General features: G+C 44.5%; 13 protein-coding genes. 5 read left to right on the top strand and 8 right to left on the bottom strand.

Annotated elements, in window-relative coordinates:
* The first annotated feature begins 406 nt into the window (after positions 1–406).
* The 3 genes from rlmD to dinB all read left to right on the top strand — a co-directional run bounded on the left by rlmD (position 407) and on the right by dinB (position 4,842).
* Complete coding sequence (gene rlmD / locus D1614_RS11075; protein WP_119437995.1) at positions 407–1,816, top strand: 23S rRNA (uracil(1939)-C(5))-methyltransferase RlmD; 1,410 nt, start codon at positions 407–409, stop codon at positions 1,814–1,816.
* A 150-nt stretch (positions 1,817–1,966) separates the two neighbouring features.
* On the top strand, positions 1,967–3,511 hold the full coding sequence (locus D1614_RS11070; RefSeq protein ID WP_119437994.1) for an OmpA family protein: 1,545 nt from the start codon (positions 1,967–1,969) through the stop codon (positions 3,509–3,511).
* Between the two features lie 245 nt (positions 3,512–3,756).
* Positions 3,757–4,842, top strand: a complete 1,086-nt coding sequence (gene dinB / locus D1614_RS11065; protein WP_119437993.1) for a DNA polymerase IV — start codon at positions 3,757–3,759, stop codon at positions 4,840–4,842.
* Here the strand turns inward: dinB and D1614_RS11060 are convergent.
* Positions 4,839–5,174, bottom strand: a complete 336-nt coding sequence (locus tag D1614_RS11060; protein ID WP_119437992.1) for a hypothetical protein — start codon at positions 5,172–5,174, stop codon at positions 4,839–4,841. The two genes, dinB and D1614_RS11060, sit on opposite strands and share 4 nt — an antisense overlap.
* Positions 5,175–5,194: 20 nt before the next feature.
* On the opposite strand from D1614_RS11060, the gene D1614_RS11055 reads away from it, so the two are divergent.
* Positions 5,195–6,202 carry an alpha/beta hydrolase gene (locus D1614_RS11055; RefSeq protein ID WP_119437991.1) on the top strand — a complete coding sequence of 336 codons (1,008 nt, stop codon included), beginning with the start codon at positions 5,195–5,197 and terminating at the stop codon, positions 6,200–6,202.
* Here the strand turns inward: D1614_RS11055 and pgl are convergent.
* The 7 genes from pgl to mutY form a co-directional block, all read right to left on the bottom strand.
* Positions 6,199–6,930: a 6-phosphogluconolactonase gene (pgl, locus tag D1614_RS11050; RefSeq protein ID WP_119437990.1), complete on the bottom strand. Its 732-nt coding sequence runs from the start codon at positions 6,928–6,930 to the stop codon at positions 6,199–6,201. The genes D1614_RS11055 and pgl overlap by 4 nt on opposite strands.
* Positions 6,931–6,966: 36 nt before the next feature.
* Complete coding sequence (zwf, locus tag D1614_RS11045; protein WP_119437989.1) at positions 6,967–8,463, bottom strand: glucose-6-phosphate dehydrogenase; 1,497 nt, start codon at positions 8,461–8,463, stop codon at positions 6,967–6,969.
* Entirely contained in the window at positions 8,460–9,107 is a 648-nt protein-coding gene (locus D1614_RS11040; protein WP_119437988.1) for a 4'-phosphopantetheinyl transferase family protein, read from the bottom strand. The genes zwf and D1614_RS11040 overlap by 4 nt, the downstream gene beginning before the upstream one ends.
* A complete protein-coding gene (gene gldD, locus D1614_RS11035; RefSeq protein ID WP_119437987.1) occupies positions 9,107–9,691 on the bottom strand; it encodes a gliding motility lipoprotein GldD in 585 nt (194 codons plus the stop codon). The genes D1614_RS11040 and gldD overlap by 1 nt, the downstream gene beginning before the upstream one ends.
* A gap of 37 nt (positions 9,692–9,728) precedes the next feature.
* Complete coding sequence (gldE, locus tag D1614_RS11030; RefSeq protein ID WP_119437986.1) at positions 9,729–11,048, bottom strand: gliding motility-associated protein GldE; 1,320 nt, start codon at positions 11,046–11,048, stop codon at positions 9,729–9,731.
* Positions 11,049–11,064: 16 nt separating this feature from the next.
* Positions 11,065–11,517 (bottom strand): single-stranded DNA-binding protein, encoded by a 453-nt coding sequence (locus D1614_RS11025; RefSeq protein WP_119437985.1) that lies wholly within the window; start codon positions 11,515–11,517, stop codon positions 11,065–11,067.
* A gap of 150 nt (positions 11,518–11,667) precedes the next feature.
* Positions 11,668–12,720, bottom strand: coding sequence for an A/G-specific adenine glycosylase (gene mutY / locus D1614_RS11020; RefSeq protein WP_119437984.1), 1,053 nt, complete (start codon positions 12,718–12,720; stop codon positions 11,668–11,670).
* Positions 12,721–12,857: 137 nt separating this feature from the next.
* Here mutY and D1614_RS11015 point away from each other — a divergent pair, with 137 nt between their 5' ends.
* Positions 12,858–13,145 carry an HU family DNA-binding protein gene (locus D1614_RS11015; RefSeq protein ID WP_119437983.1) on the top strand — a complete coding sequence of 96 codons (288 nt, stop codon included), beginning with the start codon at positions 12,858–12,860 and terminating at the stop codon, positions 13,143–13,145.
* The last annotated feature ends 123 nt before the right edge of the window (positions 13,146–13,268 follow it).

The following is a 13,268-nucleotide window of genomic DNA, read 5'->3' as shown; positions in this document are numbered from 1 at the left end:
GAATCGCGCAAATATAATCAATCGAGTAAGAAATGAATGGGTGGATTCGGGGCAAAAAAAATACCCTCGCGGGTAAAAAGAAGGAAGGGGAAAGCACTATGGACGCTTTTTGAAGATGATTGATAATTTACAAACCCCTAAACACAAAACCAATCATAAATACAGAAGTCGCTTTCCCCTATTCAGTTTTACTTATTGAAAATAAAACCAACCATTAAATCAATAGCAAATATAATTAAATGATTTTTACCCAATATATAAACGAAACATAAAAATGATTTTGAATGCCTCAAAATGCCCAGTTTTTTCATTTTGGGAATTTTGAATTTTATTTGGGAACAAGAAGGCGCAGTAATGATAATGCTATGTGTAAGATTGAATTATATTTGCACAAAAAATTACTGAGGTGGGAAGAAACAAGAAAAAGCCTTTTTACGAGGACGTACGGATAGAGGACATAGGTGCAGAAGGAAAAGCTTTGGCCCGGGTAGGAGAGATGGTGGTTTTTACATCAATGGCGATTCCCGGCGACGTGGTTGATTTGCAGGTTACCAAAAAGAGAAAGCGATACCAGGAAGCTTTTGTACGCGCGTACAAGTCTTATTCCGACGACCGTATCGATGCCTTTTGTGAACACTTTGGCGTTTGCGGAGGCTGTAAATGGCAAATGCTGCCTTACGAAAAACAACTTCAGTACAAGCAAAAACAGGTCAGCGATCAGCTTACCCGCATCGGGAGGCTTGAAATCCCGGAGGTAATGCCCATTTTGGCTTCGGAGCGCGACCGGTTTTACCGGAATAAGCTGGAATTCACTTTTTCGAACAAGCGCTGGCTGACTTACAAGGAAGTGGAAGAAGGCAGCGAGGTGAAAAATTCCAATGCCCTGGGTTTCCATGTTCCGGGATTATTTGATAAGGTGATCAAAATAGATAAGTGCTGGTTACAGCCTGATCCTTCCAATCAGATTCGCAATTTTGTGTACGATTATGCCATTCAAAATAACCTGAGCTTTTTTGATATTAAAGAACAACACGGCTTATTGCGGACAATGATTATTCGTACAGCCTCCACCGGAGAGTTGATGGTTATTGTAACCTTTTATTATGAAGACAGGGACAAACGCGTTGCCTTGCTGAATGCGTTGAAAGAAGAGTTTCCCGGAATTACCGCTTTGATGTATGTCATCAATCCAAAAGGAAACGATACCATTACCGATCAGGAAGTTGAGGTATTTTCGGGCCGGGAGTATATCCTGGAAGAAATGGAAGGGCTTCAGTTTAAAATCGGCGCGAAAAGTTTCTATCAGACAAACTCAGAGCAGGCATATACTTTATACAAGGTAACGCGTGATTTTGCAGGCTTAACAGGAACCGAAACGGTATACGATCTATATACAGGAACAGGGACGATTGCCAACTTTGTAGCACAAAAAGCCGGTAAGGTAGTCGGTATTGAGTATGTTCCGGAAGCCATTGAAGATGCCAAAGCAAATGCATCTTTTAATAACATAACAAATACATCGTTTTTTGCCGGCGATATGAAAAATGTGCTAACCGACGATTTTGTTAAAGAGAATGGAAAGCCAGAAGTGGTAATTACCGACCCGCCCCGCGCCGGAATGCACGCTGATGTGGTTCAAACCATTATTCGGATGGCGCCCGGGCGAATTGTTTATGTTAGTTGCAACCCTGCAACACAGGCGCGGGATATTGCAATTTTGGACGAGTTTTACCAAATTGAAAAAATCCAACCGGTTGACATGTTTCCACACACACATCACGTGGAAAATGTGGTGTTGCTAAGGAAAAAGCCTTGATTTATTAAGTAAAATCCCCTAACTTGCTTCCACTAAATGCAATCATTTTCTTTGCAGATAGAAAAATAAGGGTCGTATTAAGAAGCCATTATGGTATTCTTAATACTATTATGTTAGTATGATTTCATTAAATCCTAAATTCAATCGATCATGAAAAAATTACTACTTTTTTTAGTGGGAATTGCCCCGCTTATGTTAACCGCTCAGAATAAATGTGTGTATTTTGAGAAAATGGTTGATTTAAAAAGTGAGAAGACAAGTTTAAACACCTCCCAAAGCGATTTTGGTCCGGCTTTCGTTCAAAATGAATTGTGGTACTCTGCTTTTACCGACGAGGAAATTGAAAAGCTGAACAGTGGAACCGACAAAAAGATTTATTACAATCTATATTCTTCCGCAACAGATGCCAAGGGAAATGTAACAGGTGTAAAAGAAGTGGAACTGGCCGAAATTAGCGAGGGCTATCATGCGGGTCCTGTCTCGTATTGTGCCGCTACCGGCGAATTGTTTGTAACATTAAGCAACTTTGAGAATCCTGATGTTCGCAACAAGGTGTATCAAAAAGCTGACATCCGCCTTAAAATTATTATCGCGAAAAAGCAGGGCGGAGTATGGCAGAAAGTGGGCGAATTGCCCTTTAACAACCCAAGCTACTCGGTTGGGCATCCTTCGGTAACTTCTACCGGAGATACGCTTTATTTCGCGTCCGACATTCCGGATAAAGGCTTTGGCGGAACCGATATTTACAGGACGGTTCGTAAAAACGGAACATGGGGCGAAATGATTAACCTGGGAGATAAAATCAATACCTCGGGTGACGACATGTTTCCTTTTATTCACAAAGACCGACTGCTGATTTTTGCCTCTGACGGCAGGGGAAGCGGCGATGACCTGGATCTTTATTCAGCCGGTTTAATGGGCGAAAAGATTATGGAACCCAGCGCTATCAGCCAGTTAAATTCTGATGGCGATGATTTTGCCTTTGTCATTCATCCTGAAGAAGAAGTGGGGTATTATACTTCCAATAGATCAGGCGGCGAAGGAAGTGATGACATTTACAAAGTGCTGATCACCAAATTGGGCAAATACGAACTCGAACTGGTGGTGATGGACAAGAAGACCGGGCAAGCCGTACGCGACGCAAAAATTACTTTTGGCGGCGTTCTGAAGGCTGTTGCGGGCTTACTCTTCAAACAAGAACTGGAGAAGGATAAAACCTATACGGTAGCAACCAACATCGATGGATTCATGAATGATTCCAAAACCATTTCAACCGTTGGAAAACCATTTGGAGTAATCCGCGATACCTTGTGGGTTGAAAAAGTGGAAGTAGGTCAAAAGTTTGTAATGGAGAACATTTATTACAACTTCGACAAATGGGATATTCTGCCGGAATCGGAAGTAGAGTTGAATAAACTGGTAAAGGTGATGCAAGACAACCCGGGATGGAAAGTAGAACTGGGATCTCATACCGACTGTCGGGGTAGCGATGCTTACAACGAAGTTCTCAGCCAGAAACGTTCTGATTCGGCCGTGGCTTATATTGTAAGTCAGGGAATTGCTTCCGATCGCATTATTGCAAAAGGCTATGGCGAAACCCAGCTGGTAAACAAGTGCGACGACGGAGTTTCGTGTTCAGAAGCTGAACACCGGCAGAACCGTCGTACCGAGTTTAAAATATTGGAAATGAATTAGGACAAGTGATACTGACATTTCTTGGAGCTGTTCATTCGTGGGCAGCTCTTTTTTTTGAAAGTTTCACAAAAACCAATATCAAAATACATTTATAATATTCTGACTCACCCTGATCCGTCAGATGATCGTCCCTCTCTATTGTAGAGAGGGAGAAGAGGGAGAGTATGTCTGGACGAAATTATGCTTTCATTCCAGTTGGTGATTCCCGGGAATCATGAACGTTTTTGTGCTATTTTTGACATGAAATGGATCAGGCAGGCAACATACGAAAGATCATTCACATTGACATGGATGCGTTTTATGCATCTGTGGAACAGCATGATCAGCCCGAACTAAAAGGAAAGCCGGTGGTGGTGGGAGGAAAAGGAGACCGCGGGGTGATCGCAGCCGCCAGTTACGAAGCCCGCAAATTTGGTGTTCGTTCGGCCATGTCGTCCAAAGTAGCCATCCGGAAATGTCCCAACCTGATTTTTGTGCGTCCCCGCTTCGACCGCTACAAGGAAATATCCAATCAGATCCGGAACATCTTTTTTGAATATACCGATCTGGTGGAGCCGCTTTCGCTCGACGAAGCCTACCTGGATGTGACCTATGCCAAAAAGGGCAAGCCTTCGGCCACTTTGATCGCCCAGCAAATCAAAAAACAAATATTGGATGAAACCGGATTGACTGCTTCCGCCGGGGTGTCGTACAATAAGTTTCTGGCCAAAGTAGCTTCCGATGTCAACAAACCCAACGGCATTTTTGTGGTAACACCCGATCAGGCACAGGATTTTATCGACAATCTGGAAGTAAAAAAGTTTTACGGGATCGGAAAAGTAACCGCCGAAAAACTCAATAAGATGGGAATCTGGTTTGGGCGCGATCTTAAAAAAGCAGACCGCCTGGAACTGATACGGATGTTTGGCAAGGCAGGCAATTACTACTACGAGATTTGCCGGGGCGAAGACCACCGGGAAGTGGAACCTTCGCGCGAGCGAAAGTCAATAGGGGCTGAGGATACCTTTTCTGCTGACCTTTACCGGGAAGAGGAACTGGAAGCTGAGCTTTTAAAAATAGCCGACAAGGTGTGGGAAAGAGCCGGGCGGTCGCAGGTGAAAGCCAAAACCCTTACGCTCAAATTTAAGTATGCCGATTTTGAACAACACACCCGAAGCAAAACCCTGGAGCCGTTCTATCATTCAAAGAATGTGTTTGTTGATGAAAGCATAAAGCTGCTTCGTGTTGAAGGCGGGTTTCCCAAAGGGATCCGTTTGCTGGGACTTACTTTATCCAATTTTATGCAGGAAGAGCCCCCAAAAGAAGCGGTTCAGCTGGTGATTGAGTTTTAGGATAAACAAGCTTGCAGCGGTGTCATCCTTCCCCGCACCGATGACAGATTACCCGAAACGATGGTCAATATACTTCGCGGCGTGTACAATCTACCTCCGGTGAAAGTCTGCTGACAGCGAGGCAGATGCAATTTGTTTCCGGTCAATGCCAACTGACAGCGCGTCAGGCACAATTGGCTTCCGGTAACCGACAGACAACGTCCGGCGAGCGACAGTTTGTTTCCGGCGAGCGAAAAGTGTCTTCCGGTTAACACCAACCGCCTTCCGGCAGGTTTCAGCGCTTTTTTCTGTTTTTTCCAAAAGAAATGTGAAGGAACTCTTGTATCTTTCATCAAATTTAGGATTCATGCTTATGAGACGCATCAAACGCATTATCGGAATAGTCATCGTTTTACTGGTAGTTGTTTATTTTCTGGGGCCCAAACCCCCAAAGCCCGAGCTAAACAGGGACCTTCCTTCGGCTTCGGCAAGCATGTCAACCATGGAAGATTATATCCGGAAAAAAGAAGCCACGTTCAACATTAAACCCGACAACGAATCGCGGATTTTCTGGGCCAACGATTCGTTGCAGGAGCGAACGGATTACTGCGTATTGTACCTGCACGGATTCTCTGCTTCGTGGTACGAAGGCTATCCTTCGAATGTAGCGTTTGCCCGAAAGTTCGGATGCAATTTATATGCACCCCGCTTGCACGATCATGGCCTGGTTACCGATGATGCACTGCTGGATATGACGCCCGATAAATTGTGGCAGTCGGCCAAGGAAGCTTTGGTGGTTGCGCGCAGCCTCGGGAAAAAGGTGATCATCATGGGCACCTCAACCGGTGGAACACTTGGCTTGAAACTGGCAGCCGATTTCCCGGAATATGTGGACGGGCTGATCCTGTATTCTCCCAATATCCGGATTAACGATAATACCGTGTGGATTCTTCCCAAACACTGGGGATTGCAGATCGGAAGAAAAGTAACCGGCAGTAAATACCGCATTACCAACGAAGATTTTGACTCGAAAGACTGCCAGTACTGGAATTGCAAATACCGGCTGGAGGCGGTGGTTTACTTGCAGCAGCTGGTGGAGGCAACCATGAACAAGGAAACGTTTAAGAATGTGGTGACGCCGGTTTTCCTCGGTTACTATTACAAAGATGAAGAGCACCAGGATCCAACCGTGCGCGTGGATGCCATGCTGGCCATGTTTGACCAACTCGGGACAGCTTCAGCCGAAAAAGTGAAAAAAGCCTTCCCCGAAGCCGGCGACCATGTGATTGGCTGCGAATTAACCTCGGGCTGCGCAGACAAAGTAATGGCCGAAACCATCCGCTTTGGTGAAGAAGTGCTGGGCCTGATTCCGCAGAATTAGTCAATCAGCGAAGCCGCGGCTTCATCCAAAAACCAGACCAGGTCTCCGTTTACAGGTGAAATATAATACGCCGGAAGCAGTTTGGCTGCTTCGTTGTCGTTCATGATCTCCGAAACCCGAAGGGCCTTGTTTTCTCCGGTTACCAGGAAATAAATCCGGTTGGCATTGTTAAGCACATGCCCGGTGAGTGTAATTCGTTTTTGCCCGGTCAGCGGGTGTTCTGCAACGGCACAATTCTCCGGATGATCAAATAACTCAAGCTGGTCGGGAAATATGGAGGCGGTGTGCCCGTCGTCGCCCAACCCGAGAATAATCAGATCAAACACCGGTTCTTTGCCCCGCGCATTCAACGTGTCTTCAATTTCTTTCGAATAACGGAGCGCTTCCTGTTCCGGATCTTCTTCCCCGCGCACCCTGTGGATGTTTTTCTCCGGAATGCTGATGTGAGAGATGAGGTAATCCACCGTCATTTTATAGTTGCTCTGCTCATCGCTTGGCGGAACACAGCGTTCGTCTCCCCACCACAGATGAATGCGTTCCCACGGAATTTCGTCTTTGTATTTGCTGCTGATCTTTTGAAACAAACCCTTGGGCGAATTTCCCCCGGAAAGAGCAATGTTAAAATCATGCTGTTTGGAATCCGACGTAAGTTTTATGATGCTTTTGGCAATTGCATTGTAAACCTTCTTTGAGTTTTTGAAGATTTTTACTTCCGTTTCTTGTGTCATGTCCGATGTTTGTCTGTTGATTTTGAAAGATAAAAATTAAAGTTCACAATACAATCCGTCGTTTGTCAGATTTTTACAGGGGTAGCGCCACGATCCGTTGGGAATCAGTCTTTCTGCTTCTTCGGGTCCCCAAGTGCCTGCCGGGTATCCGTATATCGGAATTTCCGGATTGGTTTGCCACGCATTGATAATTGGCTGAACAAATTTCCACGCCTGTTCAACTGCATCGCCCCGGGCATAAAGTGTTGCATCGCCGATCATACAGTCGAGCAAAAGGCGCTCGTAAGCGGCCGGAACCGTTGTGTTTGTCAAATCAGAATAATGAAAATCCATGTTCACGGTTTGCACATTAAAGCCGGCTCCCGGAGTTTTCATGCCAAATTTCAGCAAGATACCTTCATCGGGTTGAATCCGGATGATCATCTGGTTATGACTGTGCTGATCGTTGTTGTTCCCAAATAAATGGTGCGGCACTTTCCGGAAAGTGATAACAATTTCGGTAACGCGGGTAGGGAGTTTTTTCCCGGTCCGGATCAGAAACGGAACCCCCGCCCAGCGCCAGTTGTCGATAAAAAACTTCAGCGCAATAAATGTTTCGGTTCTCGAGAGGCGGTCCACGCCTTCTTCCTCGCGGTAGCCCGCAATCTGTTTTCCCCCAATGGTGGAAGCGGTGTATTGCCCGCGAATCACGTATTTTGAAACTTCGTTTTCGCGAATGGGGCGAAACGACTGGAACACTTTCAGAATCTCGTTACGAATGGCGTCGGCTTCCACTACAACGGGAGGCTCCATGGCCACAAACCCGGTTACCTGCAACAGGTGGTTCTGAACCATGTCGCGCAGTGCACCCGAGTGGTCGTAGTAACCGCCGCGGCTCTCCACGCCCAGGCTTTCGGCCGATGTTATTTCTACCCGTTCAATATACCGGCGGTTCCAAAGCGGCTCAAAAATACCGTTCGAAAAGCGTGTCACCAACATGTTTTGTACGGTCTCTTTCCCCAGGTAATGGTCGATCCGGTAGATCTGTTCCTCCTCGAAATAGTTCAACAGCTGAACGTTGAGTTCCTGCGCCGATTCAAGATCGGTTCCAAAAGGTTTTTCTACAATCAAACGGCGAAAAAACTGATCCGATTTTGAAAGCCCGTTCTTGCATAACAGCTTGGGAATAACCGAATAAAGCGACGGGGGAGTGGAAAGATAAAAAACATAGTTTTTTTCAATGCTCCCGGCATCTGCTATTTCATCCAGCCGGTTTTTTAAGGGGATAAAATCGTCGGCAGTATCGTTTTGAACCGACTGGTAAAACAACATTTTTTTGAAGTCTTCCAGCGATTCGTGGTCATCCAGAAATTCATCCGCGCGTAATCTGAATTCTTCATCGCTCAGTTGGGAGCGCGAGGCACCCAGCACAGCAAATTTCTCCGGCAGCATTTTTCTTTTGTACAATTCGAAAAGTGCGGGGATAAGTTTTCGTTTGGTGAGGTCGCCCGAGGCGCCGAATATGATCAGAATCTGGTTTTCTGTCTGTTTCATCGCATTTGATTTTCTTGTTCAACACAATATACCAAAACATTGTTTCCGAGGGTGTGATAATGCAAAAGATAAGGAGTGGTTTGATGGGGGAGTAACAATTGAGCCGTAAATCCGCCCTGGCGTCCGGGAATAAAGGTGTCGATAAGGATTTGCTCGTTGAATTGAATCCCTTCTGCGGGGCTGCATTTAAAAATCGCCTCTTTTGCTGCCCAGAAAAGCACCTTGGCAAACTGCCGGTTGTCCAGTTTTTCGATCAGCGCTTTTTCTTTATTACTTAAAAAACGCTTGGCAACACGATCCATGTTTCGGTCGCATTTTTCGATATCCACTCCTGTTTTTTTTCCTGAAAGGAACACAACTGCGTGGTCGGCCGAGTGCGAAATACTGATTTCGTGTTTTTCTCCCGGTAAAAACGGTTTCCCCGACGGGGCGTAATGTATTTCTGTTTTTTCCTTTTCCAGCGCCGACAATAAAATGCGCGTTGCCAGAAACTCTTTTTTTCGGCTTTCGGCTTTTATGCGCTGGTATTGTTTTTCTTCATTTTCGGAAAGCGACCGCAGCAGAAGCAATTGTTCCGGTGTTTCGGTAAGTTTCCAGATACCGATTTTCCCGTCAGCGTTTTCTATTTTTCTGACAAAAGGCATTACTTCCAGTTGGTGGTTTCAATCAGCCGAATCACATCGGGCTCCAGAAAATCGATGACCGGACGAAGCGAGTCGATATCAGGAACTTCGCGAATGTAGAAAGCTCCCCGCAAAAAGTGCTGTGTACTATCGGTCAGAAAAAACTGCATGGGAGAAGCTGCATTGCCACGAATGCGGTAGATCGTACCGTAAACATGACTGGCGTTGTTGACAAAGATCTGTTCTTCGATCGAGCTTGCCTTAATCGAGTGCTCGTAAGCCAGTCTCCGGGTTTCTTCCATCAGCTCTATTAAGAACTCGCGGTTTGTCTTTCCTGCTTTTTTCAGATCGTAATACGAAATGTGAAATTCGGATTTGTTTTCCGGTATTTCTACGTTGATCCAGTAAGGTTCATCCGCGTTTCTTGAATCATGCTGAATCGATGCGTAATCCGGTATGTCAAAAGAGTAAGGGTAATCGCCGGGTAGTTGCGAGTATGTTTTCTCCGGAAAATCGATACGGAAATAACCTCTGGGCTTGGGGGTGTAATTATCTCCGCATCCGGTAAATAGCACAGCCAATAATAAAATCTTCCAAATCCTCATACCAATTGATTTTGTATAAAACGCGGAAAGGCAGGGTTTATTTAATCACTACCTTGATTTGTTTGATCCGGCGGTTGTCCACCTCTTTAATGGTAAAGGTGAACTGTTTGCATTTAATTTCTTCGTTTATTTTCGGAATTTCACCCCTTAATTCGAGTATCAGGCCGGCCAGTGTATCGGCATCACCTTTTACATCGTCAAATACTTGGTCGTCGCATTCTGTAATACGGTAGAAATCGCCGAGTAAAACCTTGGCGTCAAAAACATAGGTTTTATCGTTGAGTTGGGTAAAGAATTTTTCTTCTTCATCAAACTCGTCGGTAATGTCGCCCACAATTTCTTCCAGAATATCTTCCAGGGTAACAATACCCGAAGTTCCGCCGTACTCGTCGACCACAATCGCCAGGTGAATTTTTGATTTCTGAAACTCTTCGAGCAAAGAACTGATCTTTTTGGTATCGGGCACATAAAAAGGCGGGCGAATCAGCGTTTGCCACTTAAAAGCCTTTGTTTTATGGCTGTGTGCCAAAATATCCTTGATGTACAGAATTCCGCTGACATTGTCGAAACTGTCGATATAAACCGGGATACGCGAGTAGCCTGATTCGTTGATCACTCGAATCACTTCGTCAAATTCTGTTTTAATGTCGATCGCCACTACATCAACACGCGACCTCATGATCTCGCTAACGTTCTTGTTCCCAAACTTAACGATTCCTTCCAGGATGTCTTTTTCTTCCGAAAGTTCGTGGTCCGAAGTAAGTTCCAGTGCCTGCGAAATATCATCCATCGATAAGTTCTTGTGGTATTTTTGCATTCTGCGGTTTACAAAACCGGTAGAAAAAATGAGGAGGGAATTGATGGGGCGAAACAGTTTTTCGAGCGTTTGCAAAGGCAAAGCCATTGTTTTGGCAAAACGCAAAGCAAAATGCGTGGCATAAACCTTTGGGAAAATCTCCCCGAAAAGCAACAGAAAGAAAGTGATCAGAACCACCTGGAAAATAAATTCCAACACCTGTGCATTTACAAACGTAACCAGGTTGTTGGAGATGTAGGCAGTTAGAATAATAATACCAACGTTTACAAAGTTATTGGTAACCAGTATGGTGGCAAGCAGGCGCTCCGGGTTCCCAAGCAGGTCTGAAACCCGCTGGTTGGTTTTGCTTTTCTTTTTAAGCTTTTCCTTTTCGGCAGCGCTTAACGAAAAGTAGGCCACTTCAGACCCGCTAATCATTGCCGAACTTAACAAAAGCAGCAGCACAATAATCAGAGCGATAAAAATCCCGGGAGTCAGCGGGTGAAATTCAATGTTCCAACCTTCAAAAAGGGAGGAAGCAAGCGGCGGTTCTGTTTCCAAATTTCAGTTCATTTAATTAAAACGGTAAATCCTCGTCTCCTTCGGGTTCGCTAAAATCGGGTTCATTAACCTGCGAAGAAGGAGCTGATGCCTGCTGCGATGTATTGGAGCTGTTTCCGCCTCCCGAAGATTGATTGCCGGGAGCAGAACCCAGTAATTGCATTACATCGCCGTATATTTCGGTCGTGTATCTTTTGTTCCCGTCCTTGTCGTCGTACGACCGGGTTCTGATTCTGCCTTCAATGTATAGCTGGCGGCCTTTGGTTACATACTTTTCAGCCACATCGGCCAAACCTCTCCATAAAACAATGTTGTGCCATTCGGTGGTGGTTACTTTTTCGCCGTTTTTGGCGGTATACGTTTCAGAAGTGGCCAACGGAAAATTCGCTACTGCAACTCCACTGTCCAGATGTCTGATTTCGGGGTCTTTACCTACGTTGCCTACTAAAATAACTTTGTTTACTGACATGATTTTTACTTTTTTAGGTTAACATTTATTTGATGGATGAATTTTTCATCTTATTAAAATGTTCAACTACTATGGTATAAGAGGCAACTCACATGATTCAGCTATTGTCGAATGCGTCAATAATTTTGTCATGCTTGTTTCTCTTTGGTATTATTCTTCTAATTTATAATCATTTAAAAAGAGTTCCACTAACCTGGGTACAGCAAATTTAGAAATATCTTTTTTATTTACCCGTAACAGAGGTGGACGAATCTCAGAATCTTCCGAAATTTCGAGCCGGATCAGGCGGGCCATAATAATACGATGGCTTAATACATGCTTCTTTTCTGCGGAAACAGATAATATATTATAGCTGTCGTTGTTCAGAAATGGAATTTGGAGGTTCAGAAGCTCCTGCTCACTGAGTTCGCGCTCTGATTCAACCAACGGTAGCTGGTAAAGATTTTTCCAGATATCGTTTTCGGTCCGCTTTTCCATAAAAATATCTTTCCCGGTTTCCAGTAAGAAATAGTAAAAGTAGCGGAATGATTGTTTTGTTTTCTTTTCTTTCTGCGGAAGCTCGGAAACCTGTTTGTTTAAGAAAGCATAACAGGTTGAATGCAGCGGGCATTCCATGCAGCCGGGCGACTGCGGTACGCACTGCAAGGCCCCAAACTCCATCAAAGCCTGGTTGTGTAATCCCGGGTTGCTTTTATCCAGCAGTTCAGTTGCCAGCCAGGCAAATTCTTTTTTTCCCTGGGTGGAGTCGATGGCTACCGATAAGCCAAAATAGCGGGCAAGCACCCGGTACACGTTTCCGTCGACGGTGGGAAAGGGGAGTGAAAACGCAATAGAGGCAACAGCCGCCGCCGTGTATGGACCAATTCCTTTTAACTTTACGATTTCTTCATATGAGCGGGGGAAAGTTCCCGCGTAATCGTTTACAATGGTTTTGGCTGCGGCATGCAGGTTTCGTGCCCGTGAATAATAACCAAGTCCCTGCCATAGTTTTAACACCTCGTCTTCATGTGCCGATGCCAGGTCGTTCACCGTTGGAAACCGCTCAATGAAACGAAGATAGTAGGCTGTGCCCTGGGCCACCCTTGTCTGTTGCAGGATGATTTCGGAAATCCATATCTTATAGGCGTCATTTGTTTGGCGCCATGGTAAATCACGGTGGTTAAGATGATACCACTTATATATAGTTGTGTTGAATTCTTGCATTATAATTGCTAACCCACTTAAAATCTTGATTAAAACTAAAATAATTTAATTGAAATGCTTTTGGGTGTTTAAAATATTTTTATTTTTGCAGACTCGAATAAAAACGATAATATATTGAAAATTAAATATTTTAAGAGATGACTAAGGCAGATATTGTAAATGAGATTTCGAAAGAAACTGGAATTGAAAAAGTAACTGTTCAGAAGACGGTAGAGGCTTTCATGGAAACAGTAAAAGATTCACTTGTGGATGGAAAAAACGTTTACCTGAGAGGATTTGGTAGTTTTGTAGTTAAGCAAAGAGCAGAAAAAACAGCCAGGAATATCTCTAAAAACACTACTATTATTATTCCAGCTCACAATATTCCTTCGTTTAAGCCAGCGAAAACATTTGTATCTGAAGTTAAAAACCAAGTAAAAAAATAGAGTTATGCCAAGCGGGAAAAAAAGAAAAAGACACAAGATGGCCACTCATAAGCGCAAAAAAAGATTGCGTAAAAACAGGCACAAGAAGAAAAAATAGGGTTTTAGTCTGCTAAAACTCTGAGA

Source organism: Maribellus luteus, from assembly GCF_003576475.1.
GTDB classification, from domain to species: domain Bacteria; phylum Bacteroidota; class Bacteroidia; order Bacteroidales; family Prolixibacteraceae; genus Draconibacterium; species Draconibacterium luteum.
This window is presented reverse-complemented; position numbering and strand designations above follow the sequence as displayed.

Coding starts and splice junctions, on each gene's coding strand:
- D1614_RS11070 (WP_119437994.1), top strand. CDS start 1,967: ATGAAAAAATTACTACTTTTTTTAGTGGGAATTGCCCCGCTTATGTTA.
- dinB (WP_119437993.1), top strand. CDS start 3,757: ATGGATCAGGCAGGCAACATACGAAAGATCATTCACATTGACATGGAT.
- D1614_RS11060 (WP_119437992.1), bottom strand. CDS start 5,174: ATGAAAGATACAAGAGTTCCTTCACATTTCTTTTGGAAAAAACAGAAA.
- D1614_RS11055 (WP_119437991.1), top strand. CDS start 5,195: ATGAGACGCATCAAACGCATTATCGGAATAGTCATCGTTTTACTGGTA.
- pgl (WP_119437990.1), bottom strand. CDS start 6,930: ATGACACAAGAAACGGAAGTAAAAATCTTCAAAAACTCAAAGAAGGTT.
- zwf (WP_119437989.1), bottom strand. CDS start 8,463: ATGAAACAGACAGAAAACCAGATTCTGATCATATTCGGCGCCTCGGGC.
- D1614_RS11040 (WP_119437988.1), bottom strand. CDS start 9,107: ATGCCTTTTGTCAGAAAAATAGAAAACGCTGACGGGAAAATCGGTATC.
- gldD (WP_119437987.1), bottom strand. CDS start 9,691: ATGAGGATTTGGAAGATTTTATTATTGGCTGTGCTATTTACCGGATGC.
- D1614_RS11025 (WP_119437985.1), bottom strand. CDS start 11,517: ATGTCAGTAAACAAAGTTATTTTAGTAGGCAACGTAGGTAAAGACCCC.
- mutY (WP_119437984.1), bottom strand. CDS start 12,720: ATGCAAGAATTCAACACAACTATATATAAGTGGTATCATCTTAACCAC.
- D1614_RS11015 (WP_119437983.1), top strand. CDS start 12,858: ATGACTAAGGCAGATATTGTAAATGAGATTTCGAAAGAAACTGGAATT.